Source organism: Sphingobacterium sp. UBA6320, assembly GCF_002440335.1.
Lineage (GTDB): Bacteria > Bacteroidota > Bacteroidia > Sphingobacteriales > Sphingobacteriaceae > Sphingobacterium.
The window spans coordinates 23,038-45,591 of the sequence record NZ_DJTA01000020.1; the positions used below are offsets into that span (position 1 = coordinate 23,038).

Consider the following 22,554-nt stretch of genomic DNA (forward strand, 5'->3'; position numbering starts at 1 on the left):
GGTTAAACATCATGAAGAAGAACAGGTGGTCAAATGAGTTAAATACGTGGTCATATACGAAAGAATCTTCGGTTTCTGGAAGTATATTTTTATATTTATTTAATATTTGAAAGATAAAAAGGTTTCATCATTGCCATATATTTATACATACGCTGTTTCTATAATTTCAAAATCATTTTTCAAATGATTTTGCAAACTGGAATTTAAAATTGGACATGTTGAGAGTAAGTCTCGAACTGGATATTTACCGACAACATCTTCAAGAGCCATCAGATGACGATTATGATGAAGGTCGGTGCCTACAAAGTCATACATACCGGATTTAATCATAGTCAAAGCAGCAGATTTTACTTCCACACCATAATATCGACTTATAGACAATAGATTTAGTTGCAACATACAACCAGCATCTTTAATTTGCTTATAGACATTAAAATTATAATGGTAATAATTATATCTTTCCGGGTGTGCTAAAATCGGTTGATATCCCAAATTCTGAATATCCAATATCGTTTGAAATAAAGCTTTCGATTCTTGCAAATACGACATTTCAATCAGTACGTAACCACCTGGCATCACACATAGCTCATTATTTTGAACTAATCTAGCTAAATTATCATCGATCATATGCTCTGCAGCTGCAAAAATGATCGGTTTATCTGCACGACGATTAAGTTCTTCTTGAAGGATTTGCTTACTTTGTTGTATGATTTGTCTATTATTAGGATACATACCATCCATAATATGAGGAGTACAAATAAATTTATCAAACCCCATATATCTCAAACCTTTCAATAGGTGAATAGATTGTTCTAAGGATTGACTTCCATCGTCAATACCTGGTAAAATATGATTGTGCATATCAACTTCCAAAAAAGCTAACTTACCCAATACTTTTAGTTTTGAATCTTTTGATTTACTTTTAAAAATTTTTGAAAAAAAACTCATAATTATTAATTACTACCAACTTTAAGATATAACGTATCTACAAAATATAATGCTACAATTAACAAAGTTAATAATTAATATCAATAAATATTTCAAAAAAAGCCAATATGTATAATATTGGCTTTTAACATTGTAACTTTAGGACTACTTTCGTGAGAAAAAATTAATAAATTTTTCTAAATACTTCTTCCAAAAGCCCCTTGATGTATTTCCATCTCCATAACCATAACCATAACCGTAGCCATAACCATAACCTCTAGCGAAATCAACATCATTGAGCACTACCGCCATATTTTTCAATTTCTGTTGTTCAAATAATTCTTTGGGAATATTCAATAATCTTTTATCCAAATAATTTGCACGTGTAACGTACATGGTTAAATCAGCATTATGAGCGATCAATAGCGTATCTGTTACCAAACTTACTGGTGCAGTATCGACCAATACATAATCATAGTGAGTACGAGCATAATCGATGACATCATCAAAATGTCCATTCATTAATAATTCAGCTGGATTGGGCGCGACATAACCAGAATAAATAATATCAAATTTATAAGTATCAGGAGTTTTAATAACAATATTTGCAATATCCATATCCGGGTTTATCATATACTGCGTTATACCAATATTAGTGTGTTGCAGGTGTGATAGACCCAAATAATCTAAAACTCGAGGACTACGAATATCGGCTCCAATAAGCAAAACATTTTTCCCAGACATGGCTAAAATCTTAGCCAAATTAGTCGAAACAAATGATTTACCTTCTCCAGAAGTAGTTGACGTTATAAAAATCACTTTTGATTGATCTTTTTTAGTCCCCAACATAAAGTTCATATTGGTACGTAAAATACGGAATGCCTCAGCCAATGGACTACGATCGTTTTCTTCAATAACATGTTTGACACAAGTCGGTATCTCTCCTAATACAGGCACCTTCATTGCCTGTTCGATATCTTTACGAGATTGTACTTTATTATCAAAAAGGAATTTAAGATAAATAGCAGCAAAAGGAACTATTAACCCCAAAATCAATGCAGCCAATAATATAATAGATTTTTTTGGCGCTACTGGGATATCGGTACCATATGCAGAATCAATAATTTTGATATTGTCAGGTGTCGCAGCTGACTTTATTTCATTTTCTTCACGCTTTTGTAGTAAAAATAAATATAAGGTTTCTACGATTTGCTGTTGACGTGAAATATCACGATAACCGCGTTCAGTTTTAGGTAAATTCCCCAATTTCCCTTGTAACTCTGATTTTTTTCCCTGAGCAGAATTTAATGCCAATTGCGTTACTGCGCGATAATTATCCAAAGAACGCATTAAATTAAGATTCAATGTGCGTATATTATCATTAATATTCTGAACGACTGGATTATCTGAAGTAGAGGTTTGCAATAAATCGTCCCGCTCCAGTACCATTTTATTGTATTCAGAAATTGTTTTTTCAATTGATAGGTCCTGAAGACCAATATTACTGGGGAGCAATTCCGCTTTATTTGATTTAATAGACTCACGCATGTAATCGACCAATTTCAATTGTGTTCTTTGCTCCATTACTTTTTTATCCGATTCAGATGCGGTTTCCAGATACAATTTAGCCTCTGCTTCGACATCTGTCAACTGATTACCCTCTTTAAACCGTTCCGCATTTTTATCCACCGCAGATAAATCTCCAGAAATAATAGCTAATCGATCACTAATAAACTTGGAAGTTGCTTTCGTCAATTTATCTTTATCAGAAGTTAGATCGACATTATACTGATTGATCAATTCATCAATAATATTTTGAGCTAATTTGACAGAGGGTAAGGTCATTCCAAAATTTATGATATTAGATTGCTTCTCTGTATTTGGACTAATTTGAATTGCTTTAACTAACTTCTCTCTTACATTAACCATAGGCTGTACAGAAACCTCAAATGTTTTGCCTATGACTTTATTTATACTGCCTGAATTTGGAATCAGCATAATTTCACCTACTGCTGTGTTTAGCTTATTTCCTAATTTATATTTAACATCCTTCTTAGATTTTGTGTCAGTTAATAACAGCTGAGTAGCAGATAAAATTTTAATTTCAAAGCCACCTTTAACTGTATCTAAATATTTAGGATTGTCATTTAATAATACAAACTTAAATGGTGCCTGATCCGCTGTCAAAAATGATTTATGAAAACCATCTTTACTTTGATATGTGACATTTAATTTTAATTTTTCAACCACCTTGTTAATCAATCTTCTTGATTTCAGCACATCAATTTGATCCATTACCTGAGCTGAGTTACCAGAAGATCTAGTTATACTTGCCAAATCAGCTAAACCAGCAAGCTCACCTTTTGCACTTGACTCGTCAGGTAATAGTATTTTAGCATCTACAGTATATTGTTTTGTTGCATATGTAAGATAGGCAAAAGCGCCTGATAATGCAATGCACATGGCTAAAACAAACCATTTCCAATAATATAGGTATTGTTCTATTAATGCTCGAATATTAATTTCTTGTTCAGTTTCCTGAAAAGGTACGTTATTATTTGTATTGTTGTTCATAAAATTAATTGCGGCTGGATACAATTACAGCGATAATAGTAATAATTAGACTTGATACTGAAATCCAAACATTTGTATTTTGCCCTAAATTGGAATTTCTTACTTGCGATCCATTGGGTTCGACATAGATGACATCATTCTGTGCAAGATAATAAAAGGGAGAATTAAGGGCGTCCTGTTTTGTTAGATCAATACGGTTCATTGTTTTTTTACCATTAATCTCTCTAATGAGAAGTATATTATCACGTTTTCCCTTGATGGTTAAATCTCCCGCTAGTCCTAATGCCTCTAGTATGGTAACACGCTCATTTTGTAATGGATAAGTTCCCGGTCTAGTAACTTCTCCCAAAACAGTAACTTTAAAATTACTAAAAGAAATATTAACCCCAGGGTCTAGAATGTATTTTTTTAACCGTTGCCGTATTTCTTCAACAGCTTCTACACGTGTCAACCCACTCAATTTAATTTTACCTAAAACAGGAAAGTCGATCATGCCATTTTCATCCACCGTGTAAGTAGGTTTAAATGCGAAATCATTACCTGTAGCAGCGTTCAGTTGGTAAGCATTCTGCTGATTAAATGGCAATGTCGCTTTAATATCGGCCGCTGAAATTGATATGGCTAAAATATCACTAGATTGAATTTTAGGTATAAATTGTTCATAAATTGTATTGATTGCAGTTGAATCTGGCTGTAGATAAACTATACTTTTGCGAGATCCACAGGAAGATAAAATTGAAAGAAATACGATTAAAGTTAAAAAATAAAAAAATCGTTGTACTATTTTATTCATATATGTTAGTGCTAATATTTTTATTGTAATCAATTGAATAAATTAATAAGTCGCTAGCAATAATCAAACCACGATTGATATATTCTTAGCAACAGTAAAAATACATTTAATTTCAATTAAAATAAGGAAAAAAAGTTAAATAAGAAAAAATCTGTAATAGTCGTTTTTAGCTTGATATCATAATAAAATAGATTTATACCTAATTTATCCATTCAATAACTTGCCAAAATTGATGAATTAAATTATATATAATCAACATATAATATTATATATTAGCCTGATGCACCGAATTTACTATGTCTAGATATGGAAATATCATTAAATTTAGACTTGTCTATTCACAAAATAATCCAACGGATAAGTATGATCTTCATTTGAAGCATTTTCAATTCCGTAATCCGCATACACTTATAGTTCACTATTAGCTTCTAAAGCTCGGAATGCAGTCCCAAGGCCAATTGGAACATGAAGTATTTGCATACCATCATCGCTAATTGTTTTATTTGTAATAGGGAGATTATTAGACGGTTTTTCCCAATTATCAATTTGCACAACGTCAACTGAAAATGAGCCGGACAGAACATAAAACCAACGTTGATCCATCTTGTGAGCACACCATCCTCTTACAAGTTCAGTATCCGGATTTTTAATAATATAAAACCTTTTGACAAGACTCATGTCAAAATCATTTACAAATTTAATTTGCCCTCTGTAATCTTTGGCGATACCACCAGCAATGAAATTTATCATATTTTAGTAATTATATATTTCTTTATTACGTAAATTTTTATTGTCAGATATATAAGACTTAGTAAAGAAACTAAGGCTAATGAAAAAATCAATTGAGTAGATAAATTTTCGTTGGAAAACCTGATCACAAACAAACCAACAATAAATTGGATTAGGCCATAAAGAAATGAGATCAACAATTTATTGCACGCCACTTCATTACCTAAAAGCTGGTACAAATGTGATCGATGTGCTTTAAAAATATTCTCTTTCAGATAAAGACGACGAATAATTGTCCATATTGCATCAATCCCATATACTAACAAAAATAAAATATAAATAATATTGCCAGTCATTAAGATTAGAGACCCAAGCGCAAATAATAGAATATAGGCAATCGCCACGGCCCCAACATCACCAGCAAAACACTTAGCTTTTGTTCTGAAGTTGAAAAAGGAAAAAACAAAAACTCCAAGTAAGGAAAAAGCAAGAAGATCGTGGGCTATAAAATTAATCTTATAATTAGTCAGCATCAATAATGCTCCAACTGCTAGACTATAACAAGCGGTCATACCATTAATTCCATCCATAAAGTTATAAGCATTGATTACGCCTACAACGAAGATAAAGCCAATCAATAAATAATACCAGGGCATTTCAAATAATACTAATTGATAGGCAAGTAACAGAACAGAAGAGAAATGCACGACAAGACGTATCTTATTGGAAAGTGTAAAGACATCGTCTAAGAAGGAAATAATAGTCATTATTGTTAATCCCAAAAAGAACCAAGGATATTGAAAATCAGACCAAATAAAATAAGCCAGTGCGCCAAAATAGAAAACAACTCCACCACCTCTCAGTGTTATCGTATTATGAGAAGAGCGCTGATTTGGCTTGTCAATTATATTAAAATGATCGGCTAATTTAAAATAAAAAAGCTCGAGGATGAATAGGCAAATGAATACGATGAAATAAACCATAATTAAAATTTTTTAAATGAAAGAATTGTTTTCTGCAACCCTTCTTTTGCCGTTAACGGTAATTTTTCAATTCCCAATGCTGTTTTGATCTTATGATTAGAAACAACATATGATTCCGTCAACTTTTTTAGACGTTCCGAATTTAAAGGGAGGGGTAATACATCACCAATCTTTACCATTGACTTAATCAATAATGATGAGATACTCCAAAGTTTCTCCTTTTTTCCTAATATTTTAGCAATCTCTTTTACTAATTCATTTGTTGATAAATATTCATCATCCGCAAAATTATAAACTCCAGAAGAAATATTCTTATTTATTACTATTTGATAAATAAGATAACATAAATTGTCAACACTTAAAAAAGAGCGTTGGTTGTGGAATGATGCAAGTGGCCAGGGAATTCCTTTCTCTACAACTTTGTATAATAAATTTAGGTTCCCCTTATTACCCGGTCCATGTATCATGCATGGACGAATGATGAAAAGGCGTTTTCCTTCTGGTAAGCTTTGGGTTAATAAGAATTGTTCTGCTTCAATTTTGGACTTACCATAAGGTGTAAATGGTTCACCAATCACATCTTCAATTAATTCTCCACTAACTGTATCAGCAACTGCTTTTACAGATGAAAAGTAAAAAAAATCACGAATTTCTGTCAATAAAAATTTTTGAAACAGCCGGATGGTCAAATCTCTGTTTATTTTATAATATTCGTCTAGATTCGAGCTATTGGATGTATCGTGCGCTTTTCCTGCTAAATGAATAATAGCTGTACCTGATTCAGGAATGTTTTCATGCCAATTCGAATTTCTCAATGATAAATTACACACTTCCTCCCCTTTATCCTCTAAAAAAGTTTTAAGATTTTGACCTACAAAACCAGTAGATCCTGTTACTATGAATTTCATGATTTTATCAAGCCTTCTATTAAAGAAATATATTCTCCTACAACAACTTCTTGCGAATATTTTTCATTAATTAGGTGTAACCCATTTTCCCCCATTTCCTTTAATTCATCTTTTGTTGTTGATTTCAAAAAATCAACTAATTCACTTACCTTATCTTGAAAAATCGTAGTTGTAATAATCTTTGAGCAGTTTTGTTTATTAAGAAAGTTTACAATTGGGCTTTCTTTTCCTGAGCAGACTAGCAGTGGTTTGGCACATGCCATAATCGTATAAACTTTTGATGGAAAACCATGTCCCTCCATTTCCTTTGACATAAATATATATTGGAGATCTGTAAAGGCCAATAAACGAGGCATCAATTCTCTAGGTTGATAAGGTAAAATATGTACATTTTTTAATCCATATTCATGTACCTTCTCTTCTACGTATTTCTTCATAACTCCTTCGCCAATCACATAAAAATCAAAACCGTCATCCTTAAGTAAAATTGCCGTATGCAATAATGGTTCCCAATCTTGAGCATGACCAATATTGCCAGCATACATGAGCTTAATATTTTCATTTGATATAAACAAAGAGGGGTCCAAGTTGCTTTCTAAAAGTGGCTTATAAAGCGCAGTATCTACAAAATTAGGAATTATATGTAATTTATTTTTATGTTCAAATCTTTCAATAATAGTGTTGTAGAAAACTTGATCAATTGTAGTTACAGCATCTGATTTATTATAAACAAATGACTCCAACTTTTTTAAAATATTTATTATAACTCTTGATTTAAGCCCCCCCTGTTCAATTAAAAAATCGGGATAAATTTCTTGCACATTATAAATAACTTTTGCCCCTTTAAATTTAGCAATAATTAAATTCACTAAACCTATAGTAAGCGGAGGTGAAGGTGACAAAATAACATCAACATTTTTTTCTCGCAGCCCCAAAATCAAAGCTAACAGATGCCAATACACAAAACCCATTAATCTTAAAAAGGTAGATTTAAACTTTTTCTGCGGAATATGTATAACAGGAATCCCGCAATACTCTCCCTCATAATAGAGACCAAAAAACTTTTTTTTCATTGGATGTTTATCCAACTGATCTTGAACGACATTATAATGAGGTGTCGTCGTTAAAACGACAACCTCATACCCTGCCTCTTTAAAAGCAATCGCAATATCATTATACAAATACGCAGTAGATACGCCATCTGGAAAGAAAGCGATACTATGTATCAGAATTTTTTTCTTTTTAATCATTTTTAAATTTCTTCCGACCAAACTGTTCTTTTGATATAATCAGTATACGAAATAATAATACGAACTACTTTCTGAGAAACATTTGCCATCGAATAGTCTGCAACCGGTCTAAAATTTCTTTCTGCACCTACTTGCTGTTGCAAAACTTGTGTCAAGCCCTGTAAAATACGTTCAGGAGATAAACCAACCATCATTACGGATGCTTCTTCCATTGCCTCTGGGCGTTCATGCGCCTGACGGATATTCAAAGCACGGAAATTTAGGATCGAAGATTCTTCTGAGATTGTTCCTGAATCTGACAATACTGCATAAGCATCTTTTTGTAAAGCATTGTAATCATGAAATCCTAATGGTTTCAAAAACTGGATCTCAGGACGCATTTCAATTTGCATCTTATCAATCATATTCTGTGTACGCGGATGAGTGGAAACAATAATCGGATATTGATATTTTTCAGCAATAGCATTTAAAGATGTCATCAATCCACGGAAATTTTTCTCCGAATTGATATTCTCCTCACGATGAGATGAAATTACAAAAAACTTACCTTTCTCCAAGTTCAATTTTTCTAAAACTTGAGATGCATTAATTTCAGGTAGGTAATGATGCAACACTTCAAACATCGGTGAACCTGTTTTAATAATACGATCTGCAGGTAAACCTTCTCTTAATAAATACTCACGTGCAATATCTGAATATGTTAAATTGATATCTGAAGTATGATCCACAATTTTACGATTAGTTTCTTCTGGCACACGTTGGTCAAAGCATCTATTTCCTGCTTCCATATGGAAAATAGGAATATGACGTTTTTTAGCAGGAATTGCGCATAGACAAGAATTAGTATCCCCTAATACTAAAAAAGCATCAGGTTGTAACTCTTCTAATAATGGATCTATTTTAATTAGAATATTTCCAACCGTTTCGGTAGCTGTTTTACCCGCAGCCTCTAAAAAATAATCAGGTTTGCGTAAACCTAAATCTTCGAAAAAGATCTGATTTAATTCGTAATCGTAATTCTGTCCTGTATGGACTATAGTATGTTCTACAGCATCAGAAGCATCAAGTGCCGCTAATACTCTTGATAGTCTAATAATTTCTGGTCGTGTACCAACGACGGTCATCACTTTTAATTTTTTCATGATATGTTTAACACTTAAACAGTTTCAAAATATGTATCTGCATCCTCTTGATTAAAAGGTTCATTGATCCAAAAGATCGTATAAAGCTCTTCCTTTCCTATATTTTTAATATTATGGGTATACCAAATCGGCATATCCACATAAGCTGGTTCTTGGCCATCTAAATAAAAATCCATTACTTCATCCGTATTGATCTTTCTGAGTTGAATAAGGGCCTTTCCTTTGATCACCGCAAATCGCTCAATCTTACGGGTATGGTAATGGTTTCCTCTTGTTATCCCAGGCACAGTTGTCGAGAAAGAACATTGTCCTCCAATTCCTAAACGAATAACCTCTACAAAAGCTCCTCTTGGATCAATATGTTGTGTGAACTTTACAGGAAAATGTGTTGCGTGGTCAATATAAGTACGGTAAGTATTAAATAGATTATGTTCAAAAGTATTATTTATCACCGGAATTTCTCCACCATCAAAATATTTTGCTTTGTATTCATTTAATAATGCGAGTACTTCAGATACTTTTTTAGTCGCAGTTGGCTCAATTAATAATTCAGCTATACCTTCTTTACTTCTTATCGTCCTAATGATCGTATCTACCAATTCTTGGACATAAATCAATTTCACCTCACCGTCTGTGGCAATAGAAGGTATTTCACCATGCGTTAGTTGGTAACAGAAAGTAGCTACAAAAGAATTATAAAAAGGTTTACCAAAAGCACCAAACACATTTGGAATAATTAATCCTGTTGCTTTTCCTCCGCTGGCTTTCGCCCATTCCACTATTGCTTCTCGGCCTGCTTTTTTAGATTTTCCATATAGATTATCACGTTCCTCTTGGGTCGACGATGAAATCAATACATGTGCTTGCGAATTTGTTCTTTTTAAAGCGTCAACTAATTTAACGGCCAAAGCAACGTTGGTATCGTGCAACACTTGTTCAGACTCATGACGATTTAAAGCTGATAAATGTACAATGACATCACATTTTGAAACAAAAGCATCTAATTCTTGATCCTGTTCAAAAATATCACGGTTAAAATCGACCCTTTCAAATTCATCTGGGAATAATCCCAACGTATTGTATAAATGATTTCCAACAAAACCATTTTGACCTGTAATTCCTATTCTTATCATTTTCTATTTATAAAATAATCCAGCGGATATGTATAATCGTCGTATGGAGCATTTTCTATTCCAAAATCTGAAAAAACCAATAATTCAGAATTTTCTTCTAGTGATTGAAAAGCTGTAGCATAACCTGCCGAAAGATGCAGTACTTGATTTTCATTCGTACTTAAAAACAAGCGTTCTACAGGTAAATCTGTAGAAGCAGTTTCCCAATCATCAATTCTCACAATATCAATGGCAAAAGAACCAGAAAGAATGTAGAACCAACGCTGTTCGATGCGATGTGCTCTCCAGCCCCGAACTAACGTTAAATCTACGTTCTTAATGATATAGAACCTTTTAACCAAAGAAATATCAAAATCATTGACAAACCGAATTTGACCTCTATCGTCTTTGGCTATTCCACCTTTTATAAAATCAATCATAATAAAATTAGTATGGATATTGCATTACGTCTTCGCCAAAAACTTCTTTTCTGATAAGAGGCAATGTTGAAATGAGCTTTTTAAGCCCTTCTACACCTTGTTGCTCTGTATTGTGAGAATGATAATCTTCAATCTTAGATACATCTTGCTCACCTTCCGAGAAATACTTAGCATAGTTTAAGTCTCTATTATCGGCTGGAACACGATAGAAATCACCCATATCTTCGGCTTTCATCATTTCTTCACGGGTACATAAAGTTTCATAAAGTTTTTCTCCATGTCGAGTGCCAATAACTTTAACAGGTACTTCTTTACCTGTCAATTCAATCAAGGCTTTAGCTAAATCGCCAATAGAACCTGCTGGAGCTTTATTAACAAATAAATCGCCTGGATTAGCATGTTCAAAAGCAAATAAGACCAAGTCAACTGCATCTTCCAAAGACATAAAAAAACGAGACATATTTGGATCTGTGATTGTGATGGGTTCTCCTTTTTGAATCTGATTTAAAAACAAAGGAATGACAGAACCTCTAGATGCCATTACATTTCCATAACGAGTAAGACAAACAACCGTATCAGTTAAGTTTCGCGCTTCAGCGACAGCTACTTTCTCCATCATTGCTTTTGAGATACCCATTGCATTGATTGGGTAAGCAGCTTTATCTGTGGAAAGACAAATTACTTTCTTAACTCTATTTGATGCTGCCGCACGAATCACATTTTGTGTACCTTCAACATTGGTTTTTACAGCTTGCATTGGAAAAAACTCACAAGATGGCACTTGCTTTAAAGCAGCTGCATGAAAGATATAATCAACACCTCGAGTAGCGGGCTCAACCGAGTTATAATCCCGAACATCTCCTATATAATATTTGATTTTTTCATTTTTATATAGATTTCTCATATCATCCTGTTTCTTTTCATCACGTGAGAAAATACGAATCTGTTTAAAATGATCCGTATTTAAGAATCGATTTAACACAGCTGTCCCAAAGGAACCTGTTCCTCCTGTTATTAAAAGTACTTTGTCTTTAATTTGCATATTTTTCTTTTCTAGATATTACAATATAATTTTTTCTTTTCTTCCTTTGTTGGATAATTTATTAATACGGCTTTATATTTTCCTTTAAAGATAAATAAAGATCCTGCACCTGCACCTATAATTTTAAATTCATTAAAAAGTTTACTGATATCTGCCAGTGTTGAAGCTCCTCCTAATACTGTTATGGGCTTAGATGTTAGGTCTATCACTTTTCTAACCAAAGCGATATCGTATCCATTTTGTGTGCCATCTAAATCAATAGAATTAATTATTAATTCACCATATGGTAAGGAACTAATATTTTTCAGAAAGGTAAATAAATCTATTTTTGTATTTATTTTTCCGTTTTTAATATAGATATCATATCCACCTAATAATCTCTTTTGAACATCTAACACAATCACTACGCTCTGAAGTCCTAAACGATCACTAATTTGAGCTACAACATTTATATTTTCAAATATAACACTACTTAATGCTATTTTCTCCACACCCAAATTAGATATCCTCTCAGCTTGTTCATACGTCTTTATACCTCCACCATAACACAAAGGCATTCTTGATTGCTTTGCTAGCTCTCCAATAAGTTCAAAATTTGGCTCTACGTAATTTCTTGATGCAGAAATATCGAAAACACAAATTTCATCAACTTCCTTTTCATTAAAAATTTTAACAATATTTATAGGATCGCCTATATATACTGAATTTTTAAATTTTGTAGTTTTAACAACTAATCCATCTTCTATAAGTATACATGGAATTAATCTTGGTTTTAACATCTCCTATAAATTAGCAAAATTCCTTAAAAATCGAATTCCTGATTGATGGCTTTTTTCAGGGTGACACTGAATACCAAAAACATTTTCATTGTTAACAATACTAGCAAAATTTACACCATAATTTGTTGTTGTAAGGATATTTTCTGGGTTATCACATTCCATTACATAAGAGTGTAAAAAATAAAAATCATCAATACCATTTAGTATTGGATGTAAATTATTTACTTCTACATTATTCCAACCCATATGAGGAGTTAACGTTTTATGTCTTAAAGTTGTGTCTAGTTTAACAACTTTTGAAGGAATCCAACCTAAACCCATTAATATTCCTTCACTGCTAAAGTTTGCCATCATTTGCATACCAACACAAATACCTAAAACCATCACTTTCTGTTTAAAAACCATCTCATTTAGAACCGGAATCAAATTTGATTTTTGCAGTTTTTCCATAGCATAATCAAAATGTCCTACTCCTGGCAAAATTAGTTTATTAGAATTCAAAATTTCATTCTCAAGACAACTCGCCTGACATTCTATTCCTAGTTCTCGATAAATATTTATAAAAGCATTAACGTTTCCAACCCCATAGTCAATAATTGTTATCATCGTAATAATCGTTTTTCAATTCCACAGATTCGACTTAACCAAATTCCTAGATGAATTAACCAACGTTTTGATTTATAATCTCTAAAGGTTCTATTTTGCTGTATAAATAATTCTTCAAATTCTGACTCTGAAAATCCTAACTTATTAGCTACATATCTTTTTTCATTTTCACTTGTTTGTATATCTAGTTCTTGTTTTGAAATTCTCTTTAAGGCATCTTCTCTTGTCAATTGACCTGTCAATACTAAAGAAGATAGGTGTGCTCTTCGTTTATCAAACCCGTATTTTTTTGGAAACCAAAAATCTTCTATAAATCTAGTAAATCGCGATTCATGATGCTTATGCCGAAATGGCTGCCATCCAAATTCAGCATTCAAAAGTAATTCAGCATCATTTTTAAGATATGTTACATAATTTAATGGATGAAATACCTTCATCCCTAATATTCGTTGATAATAAATTTTATATGTAAAAATATCAACAATTGGAAAGGTCTTGAGTTTAGTTTCTCCAAATTTATTATGAATATCGATAATTAATCTTTTATCAATTCCAGGATATGCTCCCCACTCAATAGGTTCCCTACAACATTCTGTACTAAAATTCGCTCCAGTAAAAACATATTTAATATTATTTTTATGTGCAAATTTGTATAAACTAGAAAAAAAAGCTAAATCCTGCGGTGCATCTTGCTCCGCAATTTGAGATTTAAAAAATGAACGTTGAAGATCTTTCATCTCATTCCAATTAATTACATCAGTATACAAATCTAAACTTAATCCATCGACCAATTTTTCTATATTTGATACAGCTTGTTCCGTATTCCATCCAGCATCAACATGATAAAGAAGTGGTCTTAAACCCATTATCTTTGTTGTAACATATGTACAATAAGAACTGTCTAGTCCTCCACTAACACCTATAATACAATCATATTGCTTTTTCCTATTCTCAAACTTAACTTTTTTTGCAAATTTTAATAATTCATCTGATTTATCTTGACCAAAATTCCAAGAGGGTAAAATATTTTCAATAAAATTAGTGTAATATTCGCTTTCGCCAAGGTCATTAAACACAATATTAGGATCTGAAGTATCCATAATTGTTTTAGTACATATTTTATAATCTCTCATTGTACTATTTTTAATATTCTTTACTGCCATATTATCTATCTATTTAGCATCAAGTACTAAAGCTTCAATTTCTTTTCTAAATTTCTTAGAAATAACATCTTTACTAAAATTGGCAACAGCAAAATCATATCCTTTAATACCCAGATCTTTTCTTTGTTCAAAATCAAAAATTTTAGAAATACTTTGAGAAATTTCAAAATCATTTAAACTGCTTGAAATTACATACCCTATATCATTATCACTAAGAATTCGCATAGATGCCACTTCAACGGGGCCAAATCCTAAGATAACCCTACCCGACATTAAGTATTCTGGAATTTTGGTTGACACAGATAATTTTGTTAGACTTCTATTATATTGATCATCACTTTCAACATGTAACAAAACATCACTTTCAATAATTCTACACTTTAGATTTTCACCAGTCACGGGTCCACAATAATTAACCGATGCGCGCTCAAACGCTGACAAAATATCATTTGAAGGTTTTTCTATCGTATAAACATTTATTTTTGCACGATTATTTAGAATACTGCCTAATCGTGAAATCATTTTCCAACGATTAAGATGCAATCCTCCAAAATAAGAGATTATTATCACTTTATCAGATTTATCATCTACATAATTAATTAGCGGATTAACGTTAACAGAATTCATGATAAAATTAAAACTCTTTCCAAAATAATTTTCATATTCATTGGCCATTAATTCTCCAATTGTATATAGTTTCGATGATTTTGCTATTGTATCTTTATAAAAATTAAGAGCCCTTTCTTTTCTATTTTTATCTAAAAAATTTCTAGGTTGGGGATTTAAGACATAATCGTCAGTAAAATAAATTACCAAAGGTATCTTCAATTCATTCGAGATCCATTTAGCAACAGTATGAGGAAATTCCATATCTCCAGCTACAAAAAAAATAATCTGAGGATTATATTCTCTAAGCCACAATTTCAATTTATTAGTTTTCCAAAAATTTAGACTCCATAACAAATCCCTCAACTGAACTAGCGAATCTGCTCTTTTCTGGAGAAATTTAAATAAAACGCTCACAATTTTTTTTTTGCTGTAGGCTAGTTGATTTTCATTACTTATATAATTTTGTTTATTAATTTCTCCTCCTTTTTTTCCACTCAATGTTAGTGTATTTATTAAAACATCCTTATCAGTTATTTTAAAATAATTATTACAATAATCTAAATCAGGAGATTCATTTTCACTAAAAAATATTTGTCCAAGATCAGCTTTATTAAAATCTGAAAATATGGCTTCATATGTTTTCCCATTGTTTGATAAAGATGAAAAGCTATTATTAGCTACTATTAGTACTTTACTCATAAAAAAAATTATTATTCTCATACATAGCATCCAGAGAATCTTTCATCACTGGAAACACAAATTCAAAAAAGAAGAAAGCTAAATAAAGCACAAGGACTATCAGTCTCTCTCCTCCTCTTTTAAATTTGAAATTGACATGGTTTAACATAAACAAAACATTTACTAAAGATATATTTAGAAATATTCTGATGAAAATTGCGTAATTAAAATACAAAATAACTAAAAACACCAAATACAAGTTAATTGCAATGATTACTTTTTTTAAATCTGGATTTATAGAAATATTACTTTTGAAATACCAATGAATTAAAAAATAATTTCCAATTTGAAAAAAGGTATACAATAAAAATTGAGGAAATCTAGTTAAATACATTGTACCTCTTCCGCCTGTATCTTTGAGAATTCCAATTAAAAGAGAATCTCCAATCGTAAACGCAAATAATCCAATAAGAGTAAGCAAAAATACCTTTTCTGGTTTTATATTTTTATATAAAAATGCGAAATATATTAAAAAATAAAAAATAGAGGAGATGTGCACAGTCGTCGCAATAAGAATGCTAACTAACAATAAAAATTTGCCCCTTTCTTGATTTTTCAAAAATGCAATTATACCTATTAAAACTATCGAAAACGACAAAAAGTTTCTCAATAAAACATACTCAATAGGCAAGTATACTGCTAAAAAAACACTCACAAAAAGAGCAGAATATCTTGAAAACTTAAAACTAAATACACCTAAAACTGTTAAAATAAAAGCCGCTATAACTTTAAAAAATATTTGAAAAGTAAACCCAAACAAATTCCCTAAGTACATTAACAAATTATATCCAGCTTCGTAAGAAAATATTGACTTAGCACTTTTAGCTCCGTTATACATTCTCTCATATAAATCATAATCTCCATTCATTGTATTAAAGCCAAAAAGCACCCAACAATATACTAATATTAATATTGTCAGAAATTTTGAGTTCTTAAATAAAAGAGAAACAAAAATTAAAAATATACTGATGGAAATCATATCTCTTATACTACCTTACACCTAAAGTTTTCTTAATTTTATTGACAATACTTTCTTCACGATTCATTTTTAAAATTTTCTTTATAAAAGATGATAAATCCTCTTTCAAACGAACTAATTTTGGAAGAGTCATAATTTTAGAAGTTTTCTTTTCAAAATCTATCGAGATCTCAATTTTTTCTGGATGATTTAAGGGGAATTCCATAGCTTTAGTAGGAATGCCACAAAATCTTTTCGTCATTTCTAAATCAAATGATGTGCCGCCATGAATTGAATCTAAATCTACACCGATATTTTGAATTAAATTGTACTTGGGAGCAATACCTAACAAGTCATTTGCTTTTAATGCTAGAGCCATTTGGTAATCCCAAGAATCAGGTTTTAAATTTCTGTTAATGCGGTCTAACTCTCTATCCCAGTTTTTAAAATCTTGTTGTAAAAGAGGTTTATAATATTTTTTACTTTTAATCAATTTCTTTCTCGTATTACTGTCTTTCCATAGTTTTAATTCTCCATCATAGTATTTTAAAAATTTCTTAGACCATGATGCCCATCCACATGGGAGCATATTTGAAGTAAACATATAACTCTCCCCCTTAACCGATTTATATTCCTCAAGATAATTTGTTCCACAAATCCAAAGTACTTTTTCTTCATTTTTGTACTTCTCAAGCATTTCTTGACAGAATGCAAAAAATGTTATATCAGGCAGGTTATCATCTTCTAAAAAAATTGCAGAAGATTCCCTTTCTAAAACCCATCTGGCTCCTACACCAATATTTTCATATACACCCCTATTTTTATCAGCATAATTTTTAATGAGTTCACAATCCCATGTAATCCTTTCTTCTATATCTTTTCTCAATTTAGAAACTGTTTTTTTCTCCTCTTCATTACGTCCTTCATCACTCAAAATATATAACTTCGAAGGTCTAACTTGAGCAATTTGATCTAAGACTTCCAATGTTTTATCAGCTCTTTTAAAAGTAAATAATACTATGGGTACTTCAAAATTTGTTTTTATCATAATAACCCTATTTATTCCAAAGCCCCGTGGCCTTGTTATTCAAAATCAATTTATATTGCTTATATTCCCAAATCGAATTTATAAAATTCCAAGTAAACATGACAAAAACAATTCCATAAATTCCATAAAATTTTCCTAAAAAAATAATTACAGGAATATGTAATAATGATTGAACAAAAGTCACAAGAAATTGCAATTTAATTTTACCTACACCATTCATGAAACTTCTGAATAAAGTACTTCGCATCAAAAATAAGATATTTAACAATAATAAAATCATAAGTAAATAATCAGGACTTATCTTATTTCCTAACCATATTTTATAAGCAAAACCGCTTAGAAAAAACATAATAATTCCGCAAGCAAATAGAAAATACCATAGAAAATCAAATTTTCTATAAGTCTTTTTTATCCAATCAAAATCCTTTTTAAAATATGCATCAGTAGTTGCGGACCACAATGGACCTACCATTGTCATAAATAATGTATTTAAAACGTTGAAATATTTCATCCCAATATTAAAAGAGGTAACTTCTTTCAATCCACAAACTTGTGCAATAATAATATTATTAGATTGTAACAATAGCAAAGCCGTTATCTGAATTAAAAAAAACTTCCCGCCAAAAGAAAATATTTCATTTAAATGCTTCCTAGAAAAATGAATAATTTTAGGAGTTACTGAATTGTATATACCTTTAAAGAAATAAAAATAAGCAAAAACAAGAGGTAATAATTGAGAGATAGACATGCATATTCCTAGTGTTATTAAATTTACTTTATTAGAATAAATAAGCATTAAAATCAATCCTAAAGACAGTAAACTTCCAGAAGCAGTAATAATAGCTGGAATTGCGGGATTTTGATCTGCCGTGAGTAATACACTTATTAAATTAACAACAAATCTAATGCAAAACATTCCAATTAGTATTATAGATAGGTTTTTAAGAGTATACCCTAATTCTGAGGGAGCATTCAACACTACTGACCATTCAACAAAGTGAGTTACAGCTGAAAATAATAAAAATATACTGACACTTATTATCAACATCATAAAGAATGTGGTACTCACATACTTTTTCAGATCATCATACTCATTTTTAGCTTTTGCTTCAGCATATTTATTTCTCAGTCCATGTCCTAACCCGATATCAAAAAAATTAAACCATTCTATAATACCAACCAAAGTAATCCAAATACCATATTCTGAAACCCCTAAATGATTTAAAGTTAGAGGAACTATCAAAAAACTTACTACTATTCCGACGACTTGGCATACAATTAGCAATAGTGTATTTTTCCCTAATTTTTTACTCCTCTCATCAACTTGAGATTTAAGAAAATCAATTTTTATAGCCACAGTAAAAAATCTATTCAGTTACATTTATTAAATACTCACCATACCCACTCTTTCTCAATGGTTCAGCAATTCTTTTTAATTGTTTTTTGTCAATATAGCCCATTCTATAAGCGACCTCCTCAATTGCCCCTATTTTTTTTCCTGTTCTTTCTTCGATCACTTGGACAAATTGTCCTGCCTGCATCAAAGAGTTAATGGTACCAGTATCCAACCAAGCAGTTCCGCGATTAAAAACGCCAACCTTTAATTTGCCTCTACGTAGATATTCCGCATTGATATCTGTGATTTCAAGCTCTCCACGAAGAGAAGGTTTGATATTTTTCGCAATTTCTACAACATCATTGTCATAAAAATATAACCCGGGTACAGCATAATTTGACTTTGGATTTTTAGGCTTTTCTTCTATAGAAAGCACCTGATTATCTTGATCAAATTCAACCACACCGTAACGCTCTGGATCAGAAACCTGGTAAGCAAACACAATACCTCCGTGTGGATCTGTAGAATCTTGTAATAACTGAGACATTCCAGAAGCATAAAAGATATTATCACCAAGTATTAAAGCTACTTTATCGTCTCCAATAAATTCTTCTCCCAATATAAATGCTTGCGCTAATCCATCTGGACTTGGCTGCTCTTTGTAGGAAAACTTACATCCTATTTGGGAACCGTCTCCTAACAATTTTTCAAAATGAGGTAGATCGTGTGGAGTCGAAATAATTAATATCTCTTTTATTCCTGCTAACATTAGTACGGATAACGGATAATAAATCATGGGCTTGTCATAGACAGGCATCAGCTGTTTGGAAACTGCTAGAGTTAAGGGATGTAGGCGTGTTCCGGATCCGCCGGCTAGTATAATTCCTTTCATATTGCTAATAACTAGTTACACGATTATATTGACTTAACATATCAACCAAACTAACTTTCCATTCTGATATTGTAAGTCCAAATGTAGCTTTTATTTTCGATTTATCTAATAAAGAAAAGCTTGGACGAGCCGCTGGCGTGGTATATGCAACACTTGGTATCGGGTTTATGATACAAGTCAAACCATTGTTCTCCTTTATGGCAACAGCAAAATCATACCACGATATTTCTCCTTCGTTAGAATAATGATATACTCCTCCTAGCCATTTATCCGATGCAATAATAACTAAAATTGCTGCGGCTAAATCTCGCGCGTAAGTGGGCGAACCAATCTGATCGTTGATGACTCCGATTTCATCTCGCTCACTCATTAACCTGATCATTGTCTTAACAAAATTCTTTCCATAAGTAGAGTATACCCACGAAGTACGAATGATGATGGCTTCTGGACAAAGCATTTGAATAGCTTGCTCACCTTTTAATTTTGTCAATCCATATGTGTTGATGGGTGCTACTGGAGCATCCTCTTTCAAAGCTACCGATGAAAGACCATCAAAAACATAATCGGTGGAGATTGCTATTAATTTTGTTCCGTGAAGAGCACAATATGCAGCAATCTGTTCAGCAGCTAAGTGATTAATTTTATCGGCCAATTCAGTTTGAGATTCGGCTAAATCGACTGCTGTATAAGCCCCTCCATGAATAATCAAATCTGGTTTATACTGTGCTAATATAGCTTGGATAAGCATCGTTTGATCTAAAGGCAATTTATTTCTATCTAAAAAAAAGCATTCATAGTTGCTCTTTTCATTGAAAAGATCTTGTAATTCTGAACCTAATTGTCCATTTGCTCCAGTGATAACAATTTTCATGATTTAAATTTCTCCTTAAAACTTAGTGCTTCTTTGTCTTTTTCAGATAAGATTATATCTTCAAGGGGAATTTCCCAATCAACACCTAGGTCTTTATCCAAAGGATGAACACCACATTCTGATGCCTTATTATAAAAATTATCGCATTTATAAAAAAATGTTGCGACATCACTTAATACCACAAATCCATGCAAAAATCCACGTGGAACAAATAACTGCAAATTGTTATCCTCGGACAACTTAATAGCAACATGTTGCCCAAATGTTGATGAATCTGGTCGGACATCAACCGCAACATCCAATACCTCTCCTTGCAAAACCCGCACTAACTTAGCCTGCGCATGTTCTCCTGACTGTGTATGCAAACCTCTCAATACTCCGCGTGTAGAGTACGATTGATTATCCTGAACAAAATGCGTCCTTGTTCCTGTTAATTTATTAAAGGTCTGTTCATTGAAACTTTCAAAAAAATAACCACGGCTATCGTCATATTTCGCAGGTTCCAGTATAAAGCAGCCCTTGAGTTTTGTTTCGGTAACGTTCATTCTTTAATTGTATATTAAGATATATAAACTATCATCATCAAATAGGCTTAGCCATTATATTGACCTTGATAATATTTTTGATAATCTCCAGAAGTCACATTGTCTAACCATTCTTGATTATTTAAAAACCAATCGATAGTTAGCGATAAGCCTTGTTCAAACGTTACAGAAGGCTGATAACCTAATTCTTTATTAATCTTCGTCGCATCAATAGCATAACGTAGGTCATGGCCTGGCCGATCTTTGACATAAGTAATTAAAGCTGCAGATGTACCTATAGGACGAGCTAACTTTTCATCCATCTGCTTACACAATTCTTTAACCAGATCAATATTTTGCCATTCATTAAAGCCTCCAACATTGTATGAATCACCATTTTTACCGTTATGGAAAACTAAATCGATTGCTTTTGCATGATCAATAACAAACAACCAGTCGCGCGTATACTTACCATTTCCATAAATTGGCAAAGGCTTATTTGTTAAAATATTATGAATGCACAAAGGGATTAGCTTTTCAGGAAAATGATTTGGGCCGTAATTATTTGAACAATTGGTCAGCACAGTTGGTAAGCCATATGTATCGTGGTACGCACGCACAAAATGATCGGAAGACGCTTTAGATGCAGAATAAGGCGAATGAGGATCATAACTCGTTGTCTCTTGAAAAAGACCCGTCTCTCCTAGCGTGCCATAAACTTCATCTGTTGAAACATGATGAAAGCGTTTCCCCACGTAATCATCTTTCCAGATTTCCTTTGCTGCATTTAACAAATTAACCGTTCCGATCACATTAGTCATCACAAATGCTGTCGGATCTGTAATAGAACGATCAACATGAGACTCTGCAGCTAAATGAATAACGCCATCTGGTTGATATTCCTTAAAAATATCCAGCATCAGATTTTGATCGGTAATATCTCCTTTAACAAAAGTATAATTGGAAAAATCTTCGATATCTTTTAAATTTTCCAGATTTCCAGCATAGGTCAATGCATCTAAATTGATAATCTGGTAATCCGGGTATTTTGTTACAAATTCACGTACCACGTGGGAACCAATAAATCCAGCTCCCCCGGTAATGATAATTGTTCCTTTCATATTGAATTA

The 22,554-nt window shown here is 32.1% G+C and carries 22 protein-coding genes; all 22 read right to left on the minus strand.

Features of this window, described 5'->3' with window-relative positions:
• Positions 1–141 precede the first annotated feature (141 nt).
• The 22 genes from B3P23_RS12375 to rfbB all read right to left on the minus strand — a co-directional run bounded on the left by B3P23_RS12375 (position 142) and on the right by rfbB (position 22,545).
• The gene (locus B3P23_RS12375) at positions 142–948 is read right to left on the minus strand and encodes a tyrosine-protein phosphatase (RefSeq protein ID WP_293926396.1); all 807 of its coding nucleotides are present in this window, start codon (positions 946–948) and stop codon (positions 142–144) included.
• A gap of 144 nt (positions 949–1,092) precedes the next feature.
• The gene (locus B3P23_RS12380) at positions 1,093–3,501 is read right to left on the minus strand and encodes a GumC family protein (RefSeq protein ID WP_293926398.1); all 2,409 of its coding nucleotides are present in this window, start codon (positions 3,499–3,501) and stop codon (positions 1,093–1,095) included.
• 4 nt (positions 3,502–3,505) lie between these two features.
• Entirely contained in the window at positions 3,506–4,294 is a 789-nt protein-coding gene (locus B3P23_RS12385) for a polysaccharide biosynthesis/export family protein (RefSeq protein WP_293926400.1), read from the minus strand.
• Between the two features lie 408 nt (positions 4,295–4,702).
• Entirely contained in the window at positions 4,703–5,044 is a 342-nt protein-coding gene (locus tag B3P23_RS12390; protein ID WP_293926402.1) for a hypothetical protein, read from the minus strand.
• Positions 5,041–6,006, minus strand: coding sequence for an MraY family glycosyltransferase (locus tag B3P23_RS12395; RefSeq protein WP_293926405.1), 966 nt, complete (start codon positions 6,004–6,006; stop codon positions 5,041–5,043). The genes B3P23_RS12390 and B3P23_RS12395 overlap by 4 nt, the downstream gene beginning before the upstream one ends.
• A gap of 2 nt (positions 6,007–6,008) precedes the next feature.
• Positions 6,009–6,914: an NAD-dependent epimerase/dehydratase family protein gene (locus B3P23_RS12400; RefSeq protein ID WP_293926408.1), complete on the minus strand. Its 906-nt coding sequence runs from the start codon at positions 6,912–6,914 to the stop codon at positions 6,009–6,011.
• Positions 6,911–8,164, minus strand: coding sequence for a glycosyltransferase family 4 protein (locus B3P23_RS12405; RefSeq protein WP_293926411.1), 1,254 nt, complete (start codon positions 8,162–8,164; stop codon positions 6,911–6,913). The genes B3P23_RS12400 and B3P23_RS12405 overlap by 4 nt, the downstream gene beginning before the upstream one ends.
• Positions 8,165–8,166: 2 nt before the next feature.
• On the minus strand, positions 8,167–9,306 hold the full coding sequence (gene wecB, locus B3P23_RS12410; RefSeq protein ID WP_293926414.1) for a non-hydrolyzing UDP-N-acetylglucosamine 2-epimerase: 1,140 nt from the start codon (positions 9,304–9,306) through the stop codon (positions 8,167–8,169).
• Positions 9,307–9,320: 14 nt separating this feature from the next.
• Positions 9,321–10,439, minus strand: a complete 1,119-nt coding sequence (locus B3P23_RS12415; protein ID WP_293926417.1) for an NAD-dependent epimerase/dehydratase family protein — start codon at positions 10,437–10,439, stop codon at positions 9,321–9,323.
• Positions 10,436–10,858, minus strand: coding sequence for a WxcM-like domain-containing protein (locus tag B3P23_RS12420; protein WP_293926420.1), 423 nt, complete (start codon positions 10,856–10,858; stop codon positions 10,436–10,438). Before B3P23_RS12420 ends, B3P23_RS12415 begins: the two co-directional genes overlap by 4 nt.
• A gap of 7 nt (positions 10,859–10,865) precedes the next feature.
• The gene (locus tag B3P23_RS12425) at positions 10,866–11,900 is read right to left on the minus strand and encodes a polysaccharide biosynthesis protein (protein WP_293926423.1); all 1,035 of its coding nucleotides are present in this window, start codon (positions 11,898–11,900) and stop codon (positions 10,866–10,868) included.
• Positions 11,901–11,911: 11 nt separating this feature from the next.
• Positions 11,912–12,679 carry an AglZ/HisF2 family acetamidino modification protein gene (locus B3P23_RS12430; protein WP_293926426.1) on the minus strand — a complete coding sequence of 256 codons (768 nt, stop codon included), beginning with the start codon at positions 12,677–12,679 and terminating at the stop codon, positions 11,912–11,914.
• 3 nt (positions 12,680–12,682) lie between these two features.
• A complete protein-coding gene (gene hisH / locus B3P23_RS12435) occupies positions 12,683–13,285 on the minus strand; it encodes an imidazole glycerol phosphate synthase subunit HisH (protein WP_293926428.1) in 603 nt (200 codons plus the stop codon).
• Positions 13,282–14,448 carry an N-acetyl sugar amidotransferase gene (locus B3P23_RS12440; protein WP_293926430.1) on the minus strand — a complete coding sequence of 389 codons (1,167 nt, stop codon included), beginning with the start codon at positions 14,446–14,448 and terminating at the stop codon, positions 13,282–13,284. Before B3P23_RS12440 ends, hisH begins: the two co-directional genes overlap by 4 nt.
• Before the next feature lie 9 nt (positions 14,449–14,457).
• Positions 14,458–15,756, minus strand: coding sequence for a hypothetical protein (locus B3P23_RS12445; RefSeq protein WP_293926432.1), 1,299 nt, complete (start codon positions 15,754–15,756; stop codon positions 14,458–14,460).
• Positions 15,749–16,774: an EpsG family protein gene (locus B3P23_RS12450; RefSeq protein ID WP_293926434.1), complete on the minus strand. Its 1,026-nt coding sequence runs from the start codon at positions 16,772–16,774 to the stop codon at positions 15,749–15,751. Before B3P23_RS12450 ends, B3P23_RS12445 begins: the two co-directional genes overlap by 8 nt.
• Before the next feature lie 10 nt (positions 16,775–16,784).
• Positions 16,785–17,801 (minus strand): hypothetical protein, encoded by a 1,017-nt coding sequence (locus B3P23_RS12455; protein WP_293926437.1) that lies wholly within the window; start codon positions 17,799–17,801, stop codon positions 16,785–16,787.
• A gap of 7 nt (positions 17,802–17,808) precedes the next feature.
• A complete protein-coding gene (locus B3P23_RS12460) occupies positions 17,809–19,158 on the minus strand; it encodes a lipopolysaccharide biosynthesis protein (protein ID WP_293926439.1) in 1,350 nt (449 codons plus the stop codon).
• 10 nt (positions 19,159–19,168) lie between these two features.
• Positions 19,169–20,029, minus strand: coding sequence for a glucose-1-phosphate thymidylyltransferase RfbA (gene rfbA, locus B3P23_RS12465; RefSeq protein WP_293926442.1), 861 nt, complete (start codon positions 20,027–20,029; stop codon positions 19,169–19,171).
• Positions 20,030–20,033: 4 nt separating this feature from the next.
• Complete coding sequence (rfbD, locus tag B3P23_RS12470) at positions 20,034–20,900, minus strand: dTDP-4-dehydrorhamnose reductase (RefSeq protein ID WP_293926444.1); 867 nt, start codon at positions 20,898–20,900, stop codon at positions 20,034–20,036.
• Positions 20,897–21,445, minus strand: a complete 549-nt coding sequence (gene rfbC / locus B3P23_RS12475; protein ID WP_293926447.1) for a dTDP-4-dehydrorhamnose 3,5-epimerase — start codon at positions 21,443–21,445, stop codon at positions 20,897–20,899. The genes rfbD and rfbC overlap by 4 nt, the downstream gene beginning before the upstream one ends.
• Before the next feature lie 47 nt (positions 21,446–21,492).
• Complete coding sequence (gene rfbB / locus B3P23_RS12480; protein ID WP_293926449.1) at positions 21,493–22,545, minus strand: dTDP-glucose 4,6-dehydratase; 1,053 nt, start codon at positions 22,543–22,545, stop codon at positions 21,493–21,495.
• Positions 22,546–22,554: the final 9 nt, after the last annotated feature.